At 39.0% G+C, this 22,431-nt stretch carries 17 protein-coding genes; 8 read left to right on the plus strand and 9 right to left on the minus strand.

The window, feature by feature from the left end; translation table 11 throughout:
- Nucleotides 1–139: 139 nt before the first annotated feature.
- Nucleotides 140–901, plus strand: a complete 762-nt coding sequence (gene cysZ / locus GJS41_RS02130; RefSeq protein WP_154245688.1) for a sulfate transporter CysZ — start codon at nucleotides 140–142, stop codon at nucleotides 899–901.
- 1 nt (nucleotide 902) lies between these two features.
- Here cysZ and GJS41_RS02135 read toward each other — a convergent pair whose 3' ends face one another.
- The 3 genes from GJS41_RS02135 to GJS41_RS02145 form a co-directional block, all read right to left on the minus strand.
- Nucleotides 903–1,454, minus strand: coding sequence for a hypothetical protein (locus tag GJS41_RS02135; protein ID WP_154245689.1), 552 nt, complete (start codon nucleotides 1,452–1,454; stop codon nucleotides 903–905).
- A 65-nt stretch (nucleotides 1,455–1,519) separates the two neighbouring features.
- Nucleotides 1,520–5,416 (minus strand): ATP-dependent RNA helicase HrpA, encoded by a 3,897-nt coding sequence (gene hrpA / locus GJS41_RS02140; RefSeq protein WP_154245690.1) that lies wholly within the window; start codon nucleotides 5,414–5,416, stop codon nucleotides 1,520–1,522.
- A gap of 133 nt (nucleotides 5,417–5,549) precedes the next feature.
- Nucleotides 5,550–6,383: a hypothetical protein gene (locus GJS41_RS02145; RefSeq protein ID WP_154245691.1), complete on the minus strand. Its 834-nt coding sequence runs from the start codon at nucleotides 6,381–6,383 to the stop codon at nucleotides 5,550–5,552.
- Nucleotides 6,384–6,553: 170 nt separating this feature from the next.
- Here GJS41_RS02145 and GJS41_RS02150 point away from each other — a divergent pair, with 170 nt between their 5' ends.
- Complete coding sequence (locus GJS41_RS02150; RefSeq protein WP_154245692.1) at nucleotides 6,554–8,965, plus strand: acyl-CoA dehydrogenase; 2,412 nt, start codon at nucleotides 6,554–6,556, stop codon at nucleotides 8,963–8,965.
- Nucleotides 8,966–9,107: 142 nt separating this feature from the next.
- Nucleotides 9,108–10,430 carry an amidohydrolase gene (locus GJS41_RS02155; RefSeq protein WP_255473385.1) on the plus strand — a complete coding sequence of 441 codons (1,323 nt, stop codon included), beginning with the start codon at nucleotides 9,108–9,110 and terminating at the stop codon, nucleotides 10,428–10,430.
- Between the two features lie 14 nt (nucleotides 10,431–10,444).
- Here the strand turns inward: GJS41_RS02155 and GJS41_RS02160 are convergent, their stop codons facing one another.
- Nucleotides 10,445–12,739 carry a DNA internalization-related competence protein ComEC/Rec2 gene (locus GJS41_RS02160; protein ID WP_154245693.1) on the minus strand — a complete coding sequence of 765 codons (2,295 nt, stop codon included), beginning with the start codon at nucleotides 12,737–12,739 and terminating at the stop codon, nucleotides 10,445–10,447.
- Between the two features lie 53 nt (nucleotides 12,740–12,792).
- On the opposite strand from GJS41_RS02160, the gene GJS41_RS02165 reads away from it, so the two are divergent.
- Both GJS41_RS02165 and GJS41_RS02170 read left to right on the plus strand, forming a co-directional pair.
- Nucleotides 12,793–13,347, plus strand: a complete 555-nt coding sequence (locus tag GJS41_RS02165) for a DUF2062 domain-containing protein (protein ID WP_154245694.1) — start codon at nucleotides 12,793–12,795, stop codon at nucleotides 13,345–13,347.
- A gap of 178 nt (nucleotides 13,348–13,525) precedes the next feature.
- Entirely contained in the window at nucleotides 13,526–14,812 is a 1,287-nt protein-coding gene (locus tag GJS41_RS02170) for a diguanylate cyclase (RefSeq protein WP_154245695.1), read from the plus strand.
- Here GJS41_RS02170 and lolD read toward each other — a convergent pair.
- Both lolD and GJS41_RS02180 read right to left on the minus strand, forming a co-directional pair.
- A complete protein-coding gene (lolD, locus tag GJS41_RS02175; protein ID WP_154245696.1) occupies nucleotides 14,809–15,489 on the minus strand; it encodes a lipoprotein-releasing ABC transporter ATP-binding protein LolD in 681 nt (226 codons plus the stop codon). The two genes, GJS41_RS02170 and lolD, sit on opposite strands and share 4 nt — an antisense overlap.
- Nucleotides 15,482–16,729 (minus strand): lipoprotein-releasing ABC transporter permease subunit, encoded by a 1,248-nt coding sequence (locus tag GJS41_RS02180; protein WP_154245697.1) that lies wholly within the window; start codon nucleotides 16,727–16,729, stop codon nucleotides 15,482–15,484. The genes lolD and GJS41_RS02180 overlap by 8 nt, the downstream gene beginning before the upstream one ends.
- Nucleotides 16,730–16,967: 238 nt before the next feature.
- Here GJS41_RS02180 and GJS41_RS02185 point away from each other — a divergent pair, with 238 nt between their 5' ends.
- Nucleotides 16,968–17,252 (plus strand): hypothetical protein, encoded by a 285-nt coding sequence (locus GJS41_RS02185; protein WP_154245698.1) that lies wholly within the window; start codon nucleotides 16,968–16,970, stop codon nucleotides 17,250–17,252.
- A 76-nt stretch (nucleotides 17,253–17,328) separates the two neighbouring features.
- On the opposite strand, the gene GJS41_RS02190 is transcribed toward GJS41_RS02185, so the two are convergent.
- Genes GJS41_RS02190 through nagZ form a run of 3 tightly spaced genes read right to left on the minus strand, consistent with a single transcriptional unit; the run spans nucleotide 17,329 to nucleotide 19,810 of the window.
- Nucleotides 17,329–17,664, minus strand: a complete 336-nt coding sequence (locus tag GJS41_RS02190; RefSeq protein ID WP_154245699.1) for a DUF2288 family protein — start codon at nucleotides 17,662–17,664, stop codon at nucleotides 17,329–17,331.
- Nucleotides 17,654–18,769 carry a mechanosensitive ion channel family protein gene (locus tag GJS41_RS02195; protein WP_154245700.1) on the minus strand — a complete coding sequence of 372 codons (1,116 nt, stop codon included), beginning with the start codon at nucleotides 18,767–18,769 and terminating at the stop codon, nucleotides 17,654–17,656. Before GJS41_RS02195 ends, GJS41_RS02190 begins: the two co-directional genes overlap by 11 nt.
- A gap of 36 nt (nucleotides 18,770–18,805) precedes the next feature.
- Entirely contained in the window at nucleotides 18,806–19,810 is a 1,005-nt protein-coding gene (gene nagZ / locus GJS41_RS02200) for a beta-N-acetylhexosaminidase (RefSeq protein ID WP_227551229.1), read from the minus strand.
- Nucleotides 19,811–20,008: 198 nt separating this feature from the next.
- Between nagZ and GJS41_RS02205 the strand changes: the two genes are divergently transcribed.
- Nucleotides 20,009–21,895: a M2 family metallopeptidase gene (locus tag GJS41_RS02205; protein WP_154245701.1), complete on the plus strand. Its 1,887-nt coding sequence runs from the start codon at nucleotides 20,009–20,011 to the stop codon at nucleotides 21,893–21,895.
- Between the two features lie 293 nt (nucleotides 21,896–22,188).
- Nucleotides 22,189–22,398 carry a cold-shock protein gene (locus GJS41_RS02210; RefSeq protein WP_154245702.1) on the plus strand — a complete coding sequence of 70 codons (210 nt, stop codon included), beginning with the start codon at nucleotides 22,189–22,191 and terminating at the stop codon, nucleotides 22,396–22,398.
- Nucleotides 22,399–22,431: the final 33 nt, after the last annotated feature.

Genomic DNA, 22,431 nt, shown 5'->3' on the forward strand with positions numbered 1-22,431 from the left:
TACTGGCCTATTATTGTCATTTTCACAAGCTCAACTTCCCTGAAAATCATTCTGTTACAAAATCAAGCTTTCTTGTTGTTAACTTTTAAGTTTAAATGATTTTAAGCAAATTAACAGCCCAAAGAATAAAAAAATCCCAATGGCGCAAAATAGTTTCCAAGGAGCCCATTACCTAGGTCAAGGTTTTAAAATGCTCACCCAGAAAGGCATAAAACGTTATGTTTTTATCCCTTTAAGTATCAATCTTGTTTTACTTTCTATTGCTTTGATTTATGTAACTAGTCAAGTAAGTGATTGGACATTAAGTATCAATAATTGGCTGGCCAGCTTAGGCGCTTTCGAATGGATAATGGCTTTGGTTTCTTGGTTAATTTGGCCACTGGTGATTATTGCTATTGTTTTATTCGTATTTTTCTTCTTTTCCATGATTGCTAACTGGATAGCTGCACCGTTTAATGGGTTATTAGCCGAAGCTGTTGAAAATAAACTCCGCGGAAAGCCATCCATTCCAGAACAAAGCTTTAAAGAGATCATGCAAGATGTGCCAAGACTGCTAGGTCGCGAGTGGACCAAGCTAAAGTATTATCTCCCTAGAGCCTTGGCTTGCTTACTAATTTTATTTATTCCTGTCTTAGGCGCTCTACTTTTTCCAATCCTCTGGTTCGTTTTTAGTGCTTGGATGATGTCGGTACAATATATCGACTACCCGATGGATAACCATAAAGTCCCTTTTGATGAAATGTTAGCAAAGCTTAGAAATTCGCGAACTGGGACGTTAGGCTTTGGTTCAATGGTAATGCTATTGACCATGTTACCACTAGTGAATTTATTAGTTATGCCTGCCGCCGTCTGCGGAGCAACCAAACTATGGTTTGAAAACCATCAGAAATCACCCGAATAGTTCAATGTGCTAATTCAGCAGTGACATCATTATAATGTTTTTTCCATTCATAAGAATCTGTTAAGACTGGTGAATAGTGAAGCTCTCCAGAGTTTCGCCAAGCATCAAGCACTATCCCATCTTCTAAGTCTAATTCTGATGGAGTCACAATAACTGCGCTATGCTCCATTCTAAAATTAGCCTCTCTATTAGCAACGCCCCAGTAAAACTTTAAACTTGTCAGCTTTAAAACGCTTAATTTTCTTATTAAATCTTCCGTCCAATGGATACAGAGCCCTCTCTCACGCATGCCTGAGTTAACCAAAATATTATGCAAAATTGGACTTTCGACTAATTTATATTCTTGGCTGAGTTTTAGTGGGTAGTAAACAGAAATCTTAGCTACTTTCAACGCTTCCTGTGGCAATACATTAGGTCCCAACTGACTAATAGACTCTGTTAACTGCCTAACTTTTGATTGTAATTGGGACGACGGGATTTGGTGATTAACTGTCGCGCAACCAGTCAGTAATAAAAAAGAAATCGATGAAAGAAACTGGAGTATAGGCTTCATGCTAGCTGGCTATTAAGGTTTAACTGAGTGATTGACTATAAAAGAGTATACTCCTAATTATAAGCTTATTGGTATTTAGAATTTAGCTTATCAACGATTTTCTCTAAGCGTTTGGCTGAGATTGGAAACTGCGTTTTTTGCCCTTGTGAAAATAATGAAATCCGAAACTCTTCGAGCATCCATAAAAATTCAAGGTATCCGTTAAAAGGTATTTTAGAAGACTCTTCCAATTCAATTCGCATATCAAGCCAAGGATTGATTGTTGCTGCAGCCTGATTTTCTTTAGTAAGATTTTCTTTTGCTTTGTTGATTCTGGCAGTTAATGCTTGTAAATATCTAAGATAATCGTGGTATTTATCAACCCCATAACGATAACTAAAGTCATCAACGAATAAATAATCCAGCTGCTCATTGATGTCATCTTTCAAATCAGAGAAGTTATTGGATAAGCCTTTAGCATTGGCTAATATTTGGGTGCGGTGCTTTAGAATTTTTGCTAGTAATCTTAATGACTCCTCGACTTTGGCAACAAGCTCAGAGCTGACTTTCTTAAGGCTGTCATTATAACTAGCTTTAGTGCTTGGCGCTTTGTTTTGAATAAGCAGCTTTATTTGTGCCAAAAATACTGAACTGACTAAATCTTGATATAAGCAGAGCGAAGTTGTTCCTAAGGATAAGGATTGTTTAACCGAATTACTTTTTATTAAGTACTTAAGCTTGTCATGATTTTTTATTGCGATTAAACGACACACTCCTCGCAGATGCGTTTTGTCAGCATCTTTTTTACTAACCGAATAAATAAGGCGCACTTTATCTTGAGCATCTTCTATCGCATAAAATACGGGTATATTGGTTCCGGCCTCTTTGATTTGACCTTGAGACTTAAAGTCAAAATCCCAATCTGTATAGGTATGCTTCGCTTTAGGTTTCGATTTAACATCAATAGGTGCCGCCTTATTCTGATTGGTTTTAACCTCTAAAGTACGGCTTGAATCTAACAGTTTTTTCTTATCATTAACAAACTGATAGCGCATCGACAGATGTTCTGGCAGATTAATTTCTGCCCAAGCTTCTTGAGTTAAAATAACGCCTGTCATTTTATACAGTGTTTTACTGAGAATATCTTTTAAAGTTCCTGTTTGCTCAATAACCGCTTCATAACAAGCTTTTGCATAGTGCGGTACTGGCAAGAAGTTCTTTCGAAACCGTTTAGGCATCGAGCGGATCAAAAATTGTATTTTTTCTTCTAACAACCCGGGAACCAATCGCTCAAAATCAATATCAGAAAAGCGATTTCGCAAGCTCGATGGAATAATAACGGTTACCCCATCCTCTTTATGCCCTGGTTCGAAGTGATACTTCACAGGTAAAGTAATGGACTTAATATTAATAGTTTCAGGAAATAGAGTAGCATCCTGTCGCTCCTCACCAAGCAGCAACTCCTTGTTGAATTGCAAAGCTTTAGAGTTCTGCGCATCCTTTCTTAGCCATAAATTTAAGGCTTTAGCATTGCAAACTCTAGTCGGAAGTTTTTGCTCAAACCAATCTACCAATTCTTTCTCAGGAATACGCAAATTTGCTTGCCTGGCTTTAGCAATTTCTTGTTCGACTTCCTTTTTAATTTTCTCATTAGCCAGAAAAAATTCTTGATTAGAGTTTAATTCGTGTCTTACAAGTCCATGCAAAATAAAAATACTACGAGCTTGCCCAGGATCCACTTTTGAGAAATCAACTTTACGATCGACGACTACTTTTAATCCAAATAAGGTTTGCTGCATAGGAGCGATAGCCGTTCCACGACTTTTACTCCAATAAGCATCATAATAATGTGTTTTTAATAAATGGGACGCAACATCTTCAATCCAACTTGCTTCTATAAAAGCGGTTAAGCGGGCATAAGCCTGTGTGGTTTCAACCACTTCAAATGCCATTAACCATGCAGGTTGCTTTTTAAAGTTGGTCGATTGTGGATGAATAAAGTATTTAGTTTGCCTTGCAGCCAAGTAGCCTTTTTCGGTATCTTTTTGTCCAACAAAACTAATAAGACCGGCCAATAAACATTGATGAAAGTTTCTATAATCAATTGCTGCCTGCTTTTTATCATCATTTTCAAAGTTTTTAACCGAGGGTAATTTTTTGTTTTTCTCAACTAATAATGATTTTAACTGGCGATAGGTACTGCGCCATTCTCGATAGGCATTAGGATTAATAAGTTCTTGGCGGCAATAATCTTTAAACTGCTTATTCGATAGCTCTGATTGTTGTTGATGCAAATGCACCCATAAATTAACAATCGCTATAAAGTCAGATTGACTATGAAGATATTTTCGATGCTTTTGATGAGCTAATTCTTTTTTATCAAATGGCCATTCGCGAGGATCTTTAACCGAAAGAAAAGCGGCTATCACCAAACATTCATTAAGTTGCTGTTTAGCCTGTCCTTCCAATAAGATTCGAGCCAGTCTCGGCTCTATCGGCAGTCGAGCCATCTGTTTGCCAATCGATGTTAATTGCTTGTTTGGATCTATCGCTTGCAGTTCAATTAATAGATTTTGTCCATCACTGATTTGCTTAGCTGCAGGCTGATCGAGAAACGGAAACTCCTCTACATCGCCAAGACCTGCTTGTTGCATCTGCAAAATAACCGAAGCAAGATTAGTTCTTAAAATTTCTGCGTCGGTAAACAGCGAACGATTGTCAAAATCTTCCTCTGAATAAAGGCGAATACAGATACCATCAGAAACTCGTCCACAGCGACCTTTACGTTGATTCGCACTAGCTTGTGATATTTTCTCGATCGGCAAGCGTTGTATTTTATTACGCACAGAGTAACGACTAATACGAGCAAACCCAGGATCAATCACAAAGCGAATGCCGGGAACCGTTACCGAAGTTTCTGCTACATTGGTCGCTAATACTATTCTTCGCTTCCCCCCGGAAGGTTTAAATATTTTCTCTTGTTCAGTAATTGAAAGACGCGCATACAAAGGCAAAACTTGGCAATTAGAAAACTGTTCTTTCCTAAGGTACTTAGCGGCCTCTCGGATTTCAGCCTCACCAGATAAAAAGATCAATATATCCCCTGTATCAACAGTCATAATTTCTTCAACTGCCTGGCCAACTTGTTGCACTTGGGGAGCTGGATTTTCTTCATCGGCTGGACGATACCAGACATCTACAGGATAAGTCCGTCCACTGACTTCAATTACTGGAGCTAGCTTTTTAGCCAGTTTAAAGTGATTCGAAAAACGCTCTAAATCTATCGTTGCCGAAGTGATAATAATTTTAAGATCAGGGCGCTTTGGTAATAGATTTTTTAAGTAACCCAATAGAAAGTCAATGTTCAGACTACGCTCATGAGCCTCGTCAATAATAATAACTTGGTATTGCTGCAGTAGTGGATCATGAGTTATTTCATTGAGCAAAATACCGTCCGTCATGATCCGAATGGGGGTAGCATTATTGACTTGGTCATTAAAACGAATGCTGTACCCTACTGTCTCGCCCAATGGGGTTTCCAACTCTTCAGCTATTCTTCTGGCAACGCTAGTAGCGGCAACTCGTCTTGGTTGGGTGTGCCCTATCCGGCCTTCTATTCCATAGCCTAATTCCAAGCAAATCTTAGGTAACTGGGTGGTTTTACCTGAACCCGTTTCACCTGCGACCACAATCACTTGATTATTTGTTATTAACTCTGCAATTTCTCGACGCTTATTGGAAATTGGTAAAGCATCATCAAATTTAATCGCTCGATTAACTAAGCGTTGCCGTTTTAATTTACACTCAGAAGAATCTTTGAACAGTCGCTTAAATTTGCTAATTAGTTTATCGCAAGGCTGCTGCTGTTTTTGTCTCTTTAGGATGACATTAGCTAATTTTTTCAACTCAAGCTGATCCACCAACAAACACTGCTTGATCAATTTATTATCAATTTGAAATGGCTTAGTCTGTTCTTTTGTCATTTAAGTATAGAAATTAGTTAGGTAATAAAGCTAAAGATATCTTGCTGCAATTTATTTAGGCAATAAAAAATCTCTTGCTACTAAGTCTATACTTAATAACAAGAGATCCCTATAGACGAACTTTAACGAACGCTTATAACTTCCAGAATTCGTGCGGCGCTCTGATCTCACCTAAATATTTTGCTACTGGCTTGATAAAATCTTTATCTTCCCAATAACCAGTGTGACACGCAGGATTCCATGAAGTCGCTGCAGAACCAACATTAATCTCTTGATCTTCATCGACCATTTGATTGTATGCTTCATTCACATTCTTCATTGGATAGGCAACTACATCATCTTTATCATAAAAGTTTAGCCATTTAACACGCTCTTTTAAGCCATCCTCCAACTCGCTACCTACCTTATTAATTGGGCGACTAAAGTCACCTGTTTGAGTAGAGTAAATTGGTAAAGGAGATGCAAAAGTAATGACTCCTGCTAGTGTTTTAAAGGCTTCAAAGTTGGATAAACTTTCATTACTATGCTGTAAATCATAGAAATAGTTAGACATGATCACAGAACCAAAAGAATGCGCCATAATCACTAGCGGCGTATCGTCTTGATCGATATTACGATGCGATGCGAACTTGTTTAAACTGGTTTTAATGCGCTCATGTATTGCATCATATAAACCTGATTCAGCACCTTTACTGTAACTATTACCTAGACGCATAAAGTCGATAAAGATATTACGCAAATCTTTATAAGTTAGCTCTTTCCTGTAATCCAGTTTTTGCAAAAGGTCTGCATCATGCTCTTGTACTAAGTCTCCCCAATAGATCTCGTGGAAAAGTAAGTCATCTTCCAAGCGATTGTTTGGATCAGCCTTTAAATATTCTTCTACGATTCGGTGTTTCAGCTCTACTGAATAGAATTCTTTTTCCGATCCGATACCATGAATGATGGCTACGGCAAGGCGTTTCATAGGGGCTCCTCAAGTTATATTTATAGTTAAACCCCACTATATTCTTACAAACCCTAAATAAGTTCAAGTAGTTAGCTATGATCTTATGCAAATAACGACGGAAAATACTGGTACGATGTCTTTAGGGCATGTTAAAGTTAGTAAATGAACTTAAATAAGTGGACTTATCAATGTTAACGATTTCATTACTTCTGGTTTTAGCAATAACGCTCTATCAAAGAGCCAGTTTAAAAGTTACCAGCTTAGCCATTCTAGCAGTATTGCTAATTTGGGGATTTGTTTATTCTGTTCCCTACATACATTGGATTATCAGTGCAATTATCTTGATACCTTTGAATGTTCCTGCGCTAAGACGTCCGATATCTGCAAATATCTTGGGCGTTTTCAAAGGTATTATGCCGAAAATCTCTGATACCGAACAAGAAGCCCTAGATGCTGGTACAATTTGGTGGGAACAAGAAGTTTTTGCAGGCAAACCTAATTGGAAACGTTTCCATAACATACCTAAAGCGACTTTAACTGCTGAAGAAGAAGCCTTTTTAGCTGGCCCAGCAGAAGAATTGTGCTCAATGATCAATGAATGGCAGATCACCAGCATTGATCGTGACTTACCACCAGAAGTATGGCAATTCATCAAAGACAAAGGATTCTTTAGCTTTATTATTCCTAAAGAATATGGCGGTTTGGGTTTTTCTGCTTATGCTCAATCGCAAGTTCTGATCAAAATTAATTCCTTAAGCCCAACTGCCGGTAGTGTAGTTTCAGTTCCAAACTCGCTAGGACCAGCTGAGTTATTGATGCATTACGGTACGGAAGAGCAAAAGAAATATTATTTACCTCGCTTAGCTGATGGCAAAGAAGTACCTTGTTTTGCTCTAACAGCAGTTGAAGCTGGCTCTGATGCTGGCGGCATCCCTGATAGCGGCGTAGTCTGCAAAGGTCAATGGAATGGCGAAGAAGTTATCGGCATTAAACTGAACTGGAATAAGCGTTATATTACTCTCGCGCCGGTAGCCACTTTATTAGGCCTAGCATTTAAAATGTATGATCCAGACGGTTTATTAGGCGATAAAAAAGAACTGGGCATCACTTGTGCTTTAATTCCAACAGATACAGATGGCGTTGAAATTGGCCGCCGTCATTACCCGCTCAGCACCCCATTCCAAAATGGTCCGACCCAAGGCGAAGATGTTTTCGTACCTTTGGACTATATTATTGGTGGTCAAGCTATGGCTGGTCAAGGTTGGCGTATGTTAGTGGATTGCTTATCGGCAGGACGTGCAATCTCTTTACCATCAGGAGCTACCGGCGGTGCCAAGATGGTCGCCTATACTACCGGTGCTTATGCTCGCATTCGTAAACAATTCAAAGTGCCTGTGGGTTATATGGAAGGCGTGATGGAAGCATTAGCCCGAATAGCTGGTAAGACTTATATGATAGATGCAGTAAGAACTTTCACTGCCGCTGGTATTGATACAGGGGAAAAGCCATCGGTTGCTTCTGCTATTGTTAAAATGCATACCACCAAACTTGCGCAAGACTGTGCGATTGACGGCATGGATGTTCATGGCGGTAAAGCCGTAATGATGGGGCCAAAAAACTATCTAGGCCGCGCTTACCAAGGTGCGCCAATTTCAATCACCGTTGAAGGTGCCAATATCTTAACCCGTAGTTTAATTATTTATGGGCAAGGCTCTATTCGCTGTCACCCTTACGTTTTAAAACTAATTGAAGCTTCACAAAACGAAAATAAAACCCAAGCCATCAAAGATTTCGATAAAGCATTATTTGCTCATATTGGTTTTGCCATGAGCAATAAGGTAAGAACTTTCTGGTTAGGGCTAACAGCAAGTCTATTCGTCCGTAAGCCTCAATCAGACTTCACAGGCCGTTATTATCAAAGAATCACTCGCTTTAGTAGCGCCCTAGCCTTTCTATCAGACGTGATCATGGGTGTTTTAGGCGGTGAATTGAAACGCCGTGAATCTATTTCTGGTCGTTTGGGCGATATGTTAAGCAATCTATTTATTGCCAGTTCAATTTTAAAACACTTCGATGACAAAGGCCGTCCGGCGCATGATCAGGATGTTGTAAAATGGTCAATGGAACATTGTTTATACGAAACGCAAATGGCGGCTGATGGGGTACTGCGTAACTTCCCTATCGGTTGGATGGGTAAATTACTTCGTTTAGTCGTATTTCCGCTAGGGTTACCGTTATCCCCTCCTTCGGATAAATTGGGCAGAAAAGTCGCTAAGCAATTGCAGCAGCCTGAAGCCATGCGCGAAGAACTAACTCACGGTATATATAAGTCAGAATCACAATACAGCAACTTGTTTAAAGTGGATAAAGCACTTCGACTGCAATTAGAAATGGAGCCTGTAGTAGCGAAATTCTCGGCAGCATTAGGCAAAAAACCTTTAAATCATGAAGTCGTTAGCTTTGCCAAAGAAGCTCTGGATGAAGGACTTATTCATGACGATGAATTTAAATTGGTAGTGGAAGCAGAAGAAGCCCGATTAGATATCATTAATGTTGATGATTTTTCTAAAGAAGAAATGAGCGATACTTTCAACAGCTAAAAGACTCTTCTTGTTGGTTTCCAAAGGCTGCTTTTGCAGCCTTTTTTATTGCCTTTTGATTCTTTAACTCGTTGCTTTTTAGGGTTAAAAAAGGCAAAGTGGCTTTTTAGTTCAATGACGATGGAACCCCATGGATAAAAACATGATGAATAAAAAAAGAATCAATACAATTTTACTGGGAGCCTTTTGCTCTGTTGCTGTTTTAGCACCAACAACTTCTTATGCCAAAGACAAGCCTAAGCTTAGCCAATCAACCTACGATATTGAAAGTAAGGTTGTAGAATGGCGTCGTCATATTCATGAAAACCCGGAGCTTTCAAATCGAGAGTTTGAAACCGCTAAATACATCACTAAGCATTTGAAATCTCTTGGCCTAGAAATTCAAACTGAAGTTGCTCATACCGGCGTTATCGCAATTCTAAAGGGTGCCAAGCCTGGTCCAGTAGTTGCTCTTCGCGCGGATATGGATGCTCTACCTGTTAAAGAGCGTACTCCTGTGAGTTTTGCTTCTAAAGTGATGGCTGAGTACAACGGCGAGCAAGTTCCAGTAATGCATGCCTGTGGGCATGATACGCATGTTGCCATTTTAATGGGCGTTGCAGAAGTTTTAACCGGTATGCAAAACGAGTTAGCTGGAACAGTGAAATTCATCTTTCAGCCGGCAGAAGAAGGCTCACCTGTTGGCGAGGAAGGTGGCGCAGAATTAATGGTTAAAGAAGGCGTACTAGAAAATCCAAAAGTTGATGTGGTATTTGGCTTACATATAAGTTCAGGCATGGACGTAGGTACTATCGGCGTTAAACCAGAAGGTATTATGGCCGGCGTAGATGATATGAAAATAACCATTAAAGGTAAGCAATCGCATGGCTCTACTCCGTGGAATAGTGTCGATCCAATCGTTACCAGTGCGCAAATTATAAATGGTTTGCAAACCGTAGTAAGTCGTCATATGCATCTTACAAATAGTCCGGCGGTAGTTACTATTGGTTCTATTCATAGTGGGGTTCGCTCTAACATTATTCCTGAGAAATTAGAAATGTTAGGAACTGTCAGAACTTTCAGCCAAGCTGATAAAGAAAAAACCCGTAAACTCATCACTGAAAAAGCCGAGCTAATTGGTAAGAGTATGAATGCAAAGGTGGAAGTACAGATCCCCTATTCCTCTAACTACCCAGTGACATTCAATAATGTGGCTTTAACTCAGCAGATGTTACCTACACTTGAATCCGTAGTTGAAAAAGTCAATATTATTAAGCCCATTACTGGGGCTGAAGATTTTTCTTTCTTTGCCAAAGAAGTTCCAGGCTTATACTTCTTCTTAGGAGGAAAACCTAAAGATACTCCTGCTTCTGAAGCAGCAGCACATCATACTCCAGATTTCTTTATCGATGAGTCGGGAATGAAATACGGTGTTGAAGCATTAACCCAATTAACCTTGGATTATATGAAATTGCAGCAAAAGTAATAATCTAAAGTAGCTTATAACTGACATTCTTTAAGTCTCCAAATGCGCCTGTGTTGGCGCATTTTTTCTGTCTGCAATTCTAAACTGCCTAACTTTATTGTTACCATACCTGCACAACCGGTAGACAACTGACGATAGTGCATTTCACTATAACGCTTCAACACTGCATCTTTTGGGAAACCATAGCGGTTAAATCTATCCGTGGAATGTATGACTAATGGTGCATCAACCGTTTTTATAAACGGATATGTTGAAGAGGTATTGCTGCCATGATGAGGAGAAATCAAAACATCTGCTTTTAACTGATTACTATCATTATTTAGCAAATATTTTTCAGCTTCCTTTTCAATATCACCGGTTAGTAAAATAGAAGTGTTTCTAATGATAACTTTCACCACACAAGAGCTGTTATTTGGTTTTAAATTATTAAAGCTTTTATAGCTAAAAGACACTAGCTGTAGAGCTTTAAAGCTAAAGTGGTTAAGTTGTTGACAACTACTGCTATCGATAACCTCATCTATAACAAAAGCATTTTGAATAGCCTTTGCTCCTCCTGAGTGATCTAAATCTTTATGACTGATAATTATTAAATTAATCTGCTTAATTCCAAGCTTTCTTATAGTTGGGATCAAAGTTGATTCCGCATAAGAAAAGCCATCATTAGCAAAGCCTGTATCATATAAAATTGCATATTCATCATTGTAAATTAAATTAGCTGAGCCATGCCCTACATCAAACACTAACAGTTTATAAACCAGATCTTTTTTCTGATTCAAAGTTATAGTTAAAATAGTTAGACATAAAGCCATAATGGGCAAAGCCTTTAATTTGCCTATAGGAATTAATAAAAATAAGTAAATCAATAGCAGAAGAAACAACATCGGTTTGATTATATAGGCTTTTAAAAACAACCCTAATGACTTTAATGACTCTACATTTATCCAACTAAATATTGATGATAAGGCGTTATCGATGACAGCTATTGGGTAATTAACATCAAAAAATATTTCCAATAAAATGCTAATAAATATCAATGGCAAAAGTAAAATACTAAACACAGGAATCAGCACTAAATTTATTGCAAATGAAATCAAGCTGATTTGCTGAAACATAAAGACAACCAACAACGCCATACCCAAACTGATATGCCATTGAACCTTCACACCGAGTAAAAATTTGCTTTGCGAGGTTACCCTACCGAATAAAACAGTACCGATAATTACTATGGATAAAAAGGTTAACCAGAAACCATAGGAGAGAACGCTTACTGGATCGAAGAGTAAGACCATCAATGCAGCAATAGCAAGAGCTCGTATAAGACTGTTATGACTCGAAGTTGAAATAGCCAATATAAAAACTCCCCACATTATCATCGCTCTGACTGTTGCTATAGAAAAACCGGCTAAAGCACTATAGGAAATCGCAGCCAGCAAACTAATAACTCCGGATATATAGATTGGTGAAATGCTGAAACCTAGTTTGTTTATTGCAATGATAGTTTTATAAGATAACCAAAAGCACAAGCCAGCGATAATACTGATATGCAGTCCTGAGATTGCTAATAAATGACTAATACCTAAGGCTTGAATGATTTGTCTTTGCTTAGCACTGACTAGGGATTTCTCACCAATTAACAAAGCCTGAAAAATACCAGCATTTTCATGCTCAGATAAGCGCTCATAGATGAGTTGCCTTAGAGCATATATGGAGAAATTAGATACTAATGACAGCCTTTTAGCATCGCCATTTTTGATGTTCGCTTTTCCGCTAATCGACTCTAGAAAGGCTTGTCGTTCGGCATCATAGCCAGCAATATTAAGTGCTGAAGTAATCGGCTTGATGCTCACCTTAAACTGCCATAGCTCGCCTAGTTTAGGGATCTCAACAGTGGCAAGCTTTTCTACATCTCTATCTTTGTACTGATACCAACTAAATTTAAGCTTTAACCCTTTCAAATTCTGCTTATCACTAGTTAGCACTTTCGCTTTAAATACGATCAGACCATCATAAACTTGTGGAATTGAAACCACTTTGGCTTCTATAATATGAGATTCAGTTAGTGGTTCTCTAATTTGCTTAGATAGCCTCAGTTGCGAGTGAATGTTTAACCAGGCAACTCCAGCGGCAAAACCTAGGGATATTAACAAGCCCGTTTTTAAACGGTAAGATTCTTTTTTGATTCTTCCTAATACTACTAGCAGAAACAGTATTGCGATAATGATTAATGAGCTTTCTAAAAGTAAAAACGGCTCTTTTAACCAAAAAATACTGCAGCAGCCTATTAGGAAGCCCAATATCCATTTGAGCATAACATTCCTTATAGAATAATTTTTAATCAATTACAGTATAAATTTTATAGCCGATGCCACGCAAGTTTTTAAAAAAAATTTCGCCAGATCATAAAAAAATCAAAGAGAACCGCTTCTTAAGCATTTTTGGGAATTGGCTACATGAACCGCAATTGTGGCACCTCAACCGTTACTCCGCCTCTATGGCAATCGCTATTGGTCTATTTTGTGCCTTTATACCAGTACCCTTTCAAATGGTCATAGCTGCTGCATTAGCCATTATGCTTAAAGCAAACTTACCGGTAGCGGTAGCAACTTGCTGGGTAACCAATCCAATTACCATTCCGCCAATGTTTTATTTTGCCTATAAAGTTGGCGCTTGGACATTGGGCACTCCAGAAAGTCCGTTTGAATTCCAACTTTCTATGGAGTGGTTACAGAATGAACTGGTGCTTATTTGGAAGCCATTCTTATTGGGTTGCCTTATTTGCAGTATCGTTGCATCAATATTAGGCTATTTTAGCATCCAACTGGCTTGGCGCTATCATGTGGTTATGGCTTGGCGCGCTAGAAAAGAACGTTGGAAAGAGAAGTTAAAAGAAAAGTTACATATTGGTGAAGATGATTAACTTTTATTTACTATTTTTTAAATAGAGTTCAATGGGAAATAATTATCACCTAAAAATTTATATTAATCTCTTAAGCACTCCACCCTTTCTATTAAAATCAAAAATCTGTATATAAATCAAACAATTTCCTGTATATTGCGCGCAAGTTTGAGGTTTTCAATAATAACTAGAAAACATAATGAACACTATTGTTGTTGTTGATGATAGCAAATTCTTTTGCCAACTCATCAAAAAGCAAATCGAAGCAGAGCTACCCTATAAAGTTGAATACGCGACTACTTATGCAGAAGCGCGCCAGCTTATGGAGAGTGTTAGTCTAGACTCTATCGATGCAGCACTTCTTGACTTTCGTTTGCCTGATGCGCCAAATGGCGAAATTATCCAACTCTTAGTTAACTACGAAATCCCTTCGATTGTTATGATCAGCGATATTACAGAAAAAATTCGCGATTTTATTTGGTCACACCGTGTAGTTGATTATGTTATTAAGCACGATAAATATTCGATAGATTACATTATCAAATCGCTTGCTCGACTTAGAAAAAACTACAATACGGAAATTCTTGTAGTAGACGATTCAAAAACCAATATCACTTTCTTAAAGAAGCTTCTCGAGGTGCATGGTTACACTCTGCTTCTTGAAAGCGAGCCCAAAAAGGTACTGCAACAAGTGCAGAATAACCGAAATATAAAAATGGTTATTACCGATTACCATATGCCCAAAATTAATGGCTGCGAGTTGGCTAAGAAACTTCGGATGCAATTCAATAGAGATGAGTTGGTCATCATCGGAATTTCTGCAAATGGCGACCCATTAATGGCAGCCAATTTCTTAAAACATGGGGCAGATGACTTCATTACTAGACAGACATTATTGGCAGAAGAATTTTATCTTCGAATCAATCAACACTTAACCCGTATTGAGCAAGTCGAAGAATTGAAAGCTTTAGCAACTTTAGATTACCTTACTGGAATCAACAATCGTCGCCACTTTTTAGAACTCAGTAAGCATTGCTATAAGAAAAACTTGAGATACAAAGAATCTTTTGCATTTGGCCTAATTGACATCGACCACTTTAAGGAAGTGAACGACACTTATGGCCACCATGTAGGTGATGTTGTAATTAAGGAAGTCGCCTCGATTTTAAAAGATAATATTAGAGCATCTGATTTAGCTGGAAGATTTGGCGGTGAAGAATTTGCTATCTATATCGACAAGGTTGATCTCAAAAATACCGAAATTATTTTTAACAAACTGAAAGATGCCGTAGAAAATAAGGTTATCAAAGTCAACGGTAAAGCCGTTAAAGTAACTATAAGTATTGGCATATGCACTCAAAAGCTAGCAAATCTAGATGAAATTATCCATGAAGCTGACATGAAATTATATCAAGCCAAAGCTGAAGGTCGTAATCGAGTTTGCATCAGTGCTGAAGATAAAAGTATAGAAAAACTTGTCCGTTAATCCATACCGGTTAATTGTCCATCTTCTAGCTTAACTTGCCTTTGCATCTTACCAGCCAACTCTAAATCATGAGTCACGGTTACAAAGCTAGTGCCTAGCTCTTGGTTTAACTCACACATCAAATTATAAACTTTTTCAGCCGTAGCGTGATCAAGGTTACCTGTAGGCTCATCGGCTAATACTACCAGCGGCTTATTAACAATCGCTCTAGCAAAGGCTATCCTTTGTCGTTCGCCACCTGATAGCTCTGCGGGTTTATGGAGTTTTCGATTAGATAAATTAACTTTTTCAATTACAGCATCTGCTTCAGCTAACGCTTTAGAACGATTCATACCACTAATTATTAATGGCATAGCGACATTTTCTTGTGCGGTAAATTCAGGTAATAAATGATGGAATTGATACACAAAACCAATGTATTGATTACGGAAGTCACCTTGAGCTTTGCGAGATAATTTATGAATATTCTGACCATTAATAATCACTTCACCAGAATTGGGTTTATCCAGGGCTCCAATTAAATGTAGTAAAGTACTTTTACCCGAACCAGAAGCACCAACGATCGCTAGCTGTTCAGATTTGCCAACAGTAAAGTTTAAATTCTCTAAAACATCTACCTGCAGAGCTCCGTCCTTATAGCTACGGCTTAAGTTATTAACTTCTATTAAATTACTCATAGCGTAGCGCCTCTGCTGGTTGAATACGAGAAGCCTTCCATGCTGGATAGATAGTAGCAAAAAGACTAATAGCAAAAGAGTAAATGCCAATTTGTATAACATCTTTCATAATAAGATGAGTCGGCAATTCGTTTACAAAATATACATTCTGCGGGAATACTCGAACGTCAAAAGTGACCTCTATCCAACTGACAATATCTGGTAAATAGGTTGCCAACAGCATACCTAAAACCACGCCAACAACGGTTCCAATCAAGCCATTAATAAATCCAGAGGTCATAAAGATTTTCATTACAGAAGCAGGGCTAGCACCCAAGGTTCTTAGAATCGCGATATCCGATTGTTTTTCATTTACCAGCATCACCAATGAGGTGACGATATTAAAGGCTGCAACCATAATGATAAAGATCAAAAGAATAAACATTATCTTTTTTTCCATATCAATCGCATTAAAAAGTGTTTGATGCTGACGCGTCCAGTCAGACAACAAGTAATCGCCTTTTAAAATGTCATTCACTTCATAAGCCGTATCATAAGCTTTCATAACGTCTTGTGTTTTTAGCTGTAACGCTGTTACGCCATCTTTAATTCGCAAAACGCTCGCGGCATCATCCATATGCACAAAAGCTAAGCCTTGATCGACTTCCGACTTAGTATCGAAAATACCGACAACCGTGAATCGTTTACTGCGAGTATTGATCCCCGCAAGACTCATCTTGGTTTGACTTAAAATCAATAGAGTAACTTTATCGCCAACACCTGCTGCCAAGCGTCTAGATAAAGTTGAGCCAAGAATTATGTTGTACTTACCTTTTTCTAAATCGTCAATTGAACCCGCTTTCATATTGGCCGGAACTACAGAAACTTCAGATAATTTTTCCGGCAAGATACCTTGCACCATGCCAACTTGATTCAAGCCAAAATGTCTAAACATGGTTTCCGACTGAATGTAGGGGGAAGCACCTAGTATTTGCGGACTTTGCTTGACCTTTTCTTCAACTTCTTGCCAACCTTTCAGTTCACCTGAAAAATCTTGCACTAATACGTGCGGCGAAACGCCTAAAATACGATCTCGTAATTCACGTTCGAAACCATTCATTACCGACATCACGGTGATCAAAACCATAACGCCTAGCGCGATCCCAACCATAGAAATAATAGAGATCAGTGAAATAAAGCGATCACGACGCTTAGCACGGGTATAGCGGAGTCCAACGAATAAGGAAAAAGGTAGCTTCATATTTAAATAGGGTCAGAGTTACTTTTCTGACCTCCTAATAATTTTGTAATTCTTAATTTATGCTAAAAAGTAACTCTGACCCGACTTAGAGCCACGTTACGTCTTTGATAGGCGGTATAGTGAATGGTTCACCTTTTAAAATCAACCAATTCTCAATAATTTGGATTAAACCTTGAAAATATTTTACTAAGTATTTGTTTTTGCTATTATAAGGCTAAACAAATAAGGAATTTTAGCCATGAAAAAATTAGCAGTCTTACTTTTAGCCAGCGGACTTGGACTTGGTACCAATACTGCGATACTCGCTGATGAAGTAAAAGTCCCTGTAGGCGCCCAAAAGCAAGCAAATGTTGAAACTCCTAAACGTGGAATTTCTAAATCACAAGTGCGCAAGAAATTTGGTGAGCCATCATCAATGTCTGGACCAGTTGGCCAGCCACCAATATCTACTTGGCGTTATGACAATATGACTGTTTATTTCGAATATAACCATGTGGTTCATGCTGTAGTGCATGCTGGTTAAAGAATTTGGTGTTATTTCTTCAGAGCAATATCTAGTTATTGAAATATAAAGCCTGAGTTAATCTCAGGCTTTTTTCTTATTTCAGTTGCGCCAAAATATATGGCGCTACCACTACCGTCCAAAATTCTGTTTCGGGCTTGCAGTTTCTCTTTACAAACTCTACAGGCATCGCTTGAATTTTCTCTTCATTAATCAGCTTGCCAATTTCTTCACCATTATCCATAGACATATCTGCCGCGCAATTAATCAAATCAACGTCCTTTTCTACCAATAACAAATTACCTTTAGCAAAAAAACGCTCTATTTCTTGCCAAGCGACAATCGCGGTTTCGCCATTAAGCTTAGCCACCAGCTCTTCTCTTGGCGTTAATTCGGTAAAGCTATCGGTTTCTTGATCGGTTTTATGATTCATGGCTTTTCTCTAATACATTAGTATTCATATGTAAGGTCGACGTTGGGAAAGCAATTTCTGCACCTTCTTGTTCAATGATATTCATGATTTTAAGCAAAACATCTTGCTTAATTTCGTGATACTCAGCCCAGTCGCGCGTTTTGGTAAAGGTATAAATAAAGAAGTCTAAAGACGAAGCGGCAAATTTATCGAAATTCACCATAAGGGTTGCAGTTTGATCGATTTCTTCGTGCTGCTGCAACATAGTCTTAACCTTCCCAACAATGGTCTCTACTTTTTGCCAATCATCATAACGTAAACCAATACTCTCATTGATTCTGCGATTGGTCATGCGCGAAGGATTTTCTACCGAGATATTGGTAAAAGTAGCGTTCGGCACATACAAAGGTCTTTTATCAAAAGTTCTAATACGAGTTTGTCGCCAACCAATATTTTCAACCGTGCCTTCTATCTCTTTGTCCGGCGAGCGGATCCAATCACCAACTTTAAAAGGCTTATCTAAGAAGATCATTAAGCCACCAAAGAAATTTGCCAACAAATCTTTAGCAGCGAAACCCACAGCAACACCGCCAATACCACCAAAAGTCAACACACCGGCAATCGGAATATTTAGTAGCTGAAAGATAATTAAAGTGCTAATCACAATAACGATTAGTCGCAATAATTTACTGACGGCTAAAACGCCAGTTTCATCAAGCTTTACCTGATAATTACTATCGCTGTCTAAAATGCTCGCTTCAACTTTATTAATCAATCGAATCAAGCCTAAAGTAATAGCAAAAACCACCAATACCCGCTTCAAACTACTCAGTATCTCTGCCGAGATAACTGGTTCATCCAGATAAGTATTTTGCACTGACTCTAAACCAAACAAAAAACCTATAATGATAATGGCCATGGATACTGGTTTATTTAACGCATGCAGGATTGCGTCATCCCATAAATTTTTAGTAGCTGCAAATCGCTTGATCAAGCGAGCATTTAAAAAGCGCCACAGCATATAAAAAACAATGGTTAAAGTAGCAATCGCAATCAATTGCCAGTAGCTCGGCAATGCAGCTAACCATTGTTCAAGCCTTGAGGTGGTTTCTGTAATTGTTGTCATATTCGATTAATAACTTTTGATAAATCTTAATAGGTGCTAAGCGAGTTTCTGCTTAATTTGTTGCCACTTTTCACTGTCGAAAACCTTAGCTAAATCGTATTCGATAGCTTTACCCGCCATAGTCGCAATTCGAACAGAGTTTTCGCTATTTACAGTTAGCTTGGCAGCATCAGCCAACTCTTGAGCTTCTTTTGGATGATTGCACACCAGCACCATATCGCAGCCGGCTTCAAGAGCTATATCAGCCCGAGCATGATAATCTCCTGCAACAGTTGCCCCTTCCATGGATAAATCGTCGCTAAAGATAACACCATTAAAACCCAGTTGCTGACGCAAAATATCCTGTAGCCAAGTTTGAGAAAAACCAGCAGGATGCTTATCAACTGACGGATAAATAACGTGCGCTGGCATCACCGCTTGATAGTCTTGCGCTAACTCAGAAAACACTCGCATATCCTGCGAAATAATTTGCTCACGAGGTCTATCATCAATCGGTATTTCTATGTGCGAATCCGCGCGTACAGAGCCATGCCCTGGAAAATGCTTAGCCGTAGTTGCCATACCATAGTCGTTCATACCTTTAATAAAAGCTCGGCCTAGCTCGATCACTTCGTCAATCTGACTTGAAAACGCTCGATCGCCAATCACTTCACTAATTTCACGATTTAAGTCCAGTACTGGGGCAAAACTAATATCAATCCCAACGCCCTGCACTTCCATCGCGATCATAGCACCGCAGTTATAAGCTTTTTCTTGTGCTAGTTGGATGTCTTGAGTTTGCTGTAAAATGTCACCCATTGGCGGAATAACACTAAAACCTTCCCTAAAACGCTGAACTCTGCCACCCTCATGATCCACAGCAATAATAATATCGCCCGCAGACTCTTCACGCACAGCCATGCATAAGTCTGCGACCTGATTAGTTGAGGCATAGTTTCGGCTGAATAAAATCAAGCCGCCAACCATTGGGTTTTTCAATAAATCCCTTTCACGACTATTAAGCGTTAATCCCTCTAAATCGAGCATTAATGGGCCATACATTAGAATTGCAGCTCCAAAATTAGTATTTTTCTAATAATTGTGGTCATTCTACCCAATTCCTTCACAAGACACACTAGTGCAATCTTCTAAAACAACCGAAAATAGTTATAATGACTGGCTGATATATTTGGGAATATCGATTCTGAAGAGCTGCAATATTAATTCGGCTCCAGTAAATGACAAAAGAGACTATTATCTATGAAAAAATTTAGGAAAAGTATTGCGAGCACGCTAACTATCGCAGCCATATTTGGCATCACGGCCTGTAGCGATGCAAACAATAGCCAAGAACAATCTACGGAAAGTCCAAAAGCAATCGCCAGCGCCAAAGCACCAACCGCTGAAGAAGCAGCAATTTTTGTTGATGAGGCTGAAAAAGAGCTATCGGATCTATCGGATTATGGCGCTAAGATCGCTTGGGTCAATGCAAACTTTGTCACTGAAGACACCACTGCTTTGAATGCAGAAGTTGGTGAGCGTTACACCAAATTAGGCGTTGAACTCGCTAACAAAGCAAAAAGGTTCAATGGCTTAGACTTACCTTATGATGTGGCACGCAAACTGGAAATGATTAAGCTTGGTTTAACTTTACCAGCACCATCTGACGCTGATAAAACTAAAAAATTAGCAGAAATCACTTCTAAGTTAGACAGTATTTATGCGCAAGGTCGTAGCCCAGATGGCCGCCCTCTTGGTCAATTAACCCAAACTTTAGTCAAATCTCGTGATCCAGCAGAACTATTAAAAGCTTGGCAGGGTTGGCGCGAAATTTCTAAGCCAATGCGTCCGCTGTATGAAGAAATGGTCTCAATCGCTAACGAAGGTTCGAAAGAGTTAGGTTATAAAGACACTGGCGCTATGTGGCGCTCGAAATACGACATGCCAGCAGATGACTTTGCAGCAGAGCTTGATCGTCTATGGGGACAAGTCAGTCCTTTGTATGATGCGCTTCACTGTCACGTTCGCGCAGAAATGAATAAACAGTATGGCGATGAAGTGGTTTCTACGGAAGGGCCTATGCCAGCACATTTATTCGGTAACATGTGGGCACAGCAATGGGCTAACATTTATGATATCGCTGGTCCTAAAGATGGCGGCAAAGGCATTGACATCAACCCTTTACTAGAAAAGTTTTATGGGGTTGACCATGAAGTAGTGACCCATGCCGAAAAAGAAACTGCGGTTAAGAAAATGGTTAAGACTGGAGAAGATTTCTTCTCGTCGCTAGGCTTTGATCCATTACCACAAACTTTCTGGGATCGTTCTTTATTCGTAAAACCTCGCGACCGTGATGTACAGTGTCACGCTTCAGCTTGGGACTTGGATAATAAAGAAGATATCCGCATTAAAATGTGTACAGAAATCAACGCTGATGATTTCCAAACCGTACACCATGAATTAGGCCATAACTATTACCAACGCGCATATATGGATCAATCTTTGTACTATAAAAACAGTGCTAATGATGGCTTCCACGAAGCGATTGGTGATACCGTCGCCCTTTCAATTACACCAAAATATTTAAAACAAATTGGTTTAATTGATGCAGAGCCGGACGCGTCAGCGGATGTTGCTTTGTTAATGCGTTCTGCTTTAGATAAAGTAGCTTTCTTACCATTTGGTTTATTAGTCGACCAATGGCGTTGGAAAGTTTTCAACGGCGAAATTACACCTGAAAACTACAACCAAGGCTGGTGGGATCTGCGTGAAAAATATCAAGGTTTAAAACCGCCAGTAGCACGAAGTGAAAGCGACTTTGATCCAGGTGCAAAATATCATATCCCTGGTAATACACCTTACTCACGGTATTTCTTAGCGCATATTTTGCAATTCCAATTCTTCCGTGACATGTGCAAAATGTCAGGCAACGAAGGTCCACTTCACCGCTGCTCTTTCTATGGCGATAAAGAAGCGGGCGCGAAGTTAAATGCTATGTTGGAAATGGGCGCTTCACGTCCATGGCCAGATGCATTAGAAGCCATGACAGGCCAAAGAGAAATGGATGCTACAGCTGTACTAGAATACTATGCACCACTTAAAGCATGGTTAGACGAGCAAAACAAAGATCGTCAGTGCGGTTGGTAAAACACTAAAAACACGCCATCCCCGCGCAAGCGGGGATCATCTTCAACCTTAAATCAAGATTCAAGCTAGATTCCCACCTCCCGACAAATCACAGAGATAAAATAAAGCTCGACACAGCGATAGTTTGTCTATAGAGTGTGCAACAGCTAGAAAGCAAGTCTATTATTTACATCACTACATTTCGCAGTTTTTATTCGTAATATCTCGTCCTGCAGTTTTTAAGTCACAGTCTATTTTCAAAGCAATTCATGCCTATTGAAGGCACACTTTTATTTAAAATACAGGATATTATTATGTCTAACACAGTTAAAGGAACCGTTAAATGGTTCAACGAATCTAAAGGTTTTGGTTTTATTGAGCAAGAAAACGGCCCAGACGTTTTTGCACACTACAGCGCTATTAGCAGCTCTGGCTTTAAAACTCTTGCAGAAGGTCAACCAGTTGAGTTCGTTGTAGCACAAGGTCCAAAAGGCCCACAAGCTGAGAACATTGTAGCCGCTTAATACGACTACTCTTTTAAAAAAGCAGACTTTCGA

Source organism: Kangiella sp. HZ709, from assembly GCF_009674675.1.
GTDB lineage: Bacteria > Pseudomonadota > Gammaproteobacteria > Enterobacterales > Kangiellaceae > Kangiella.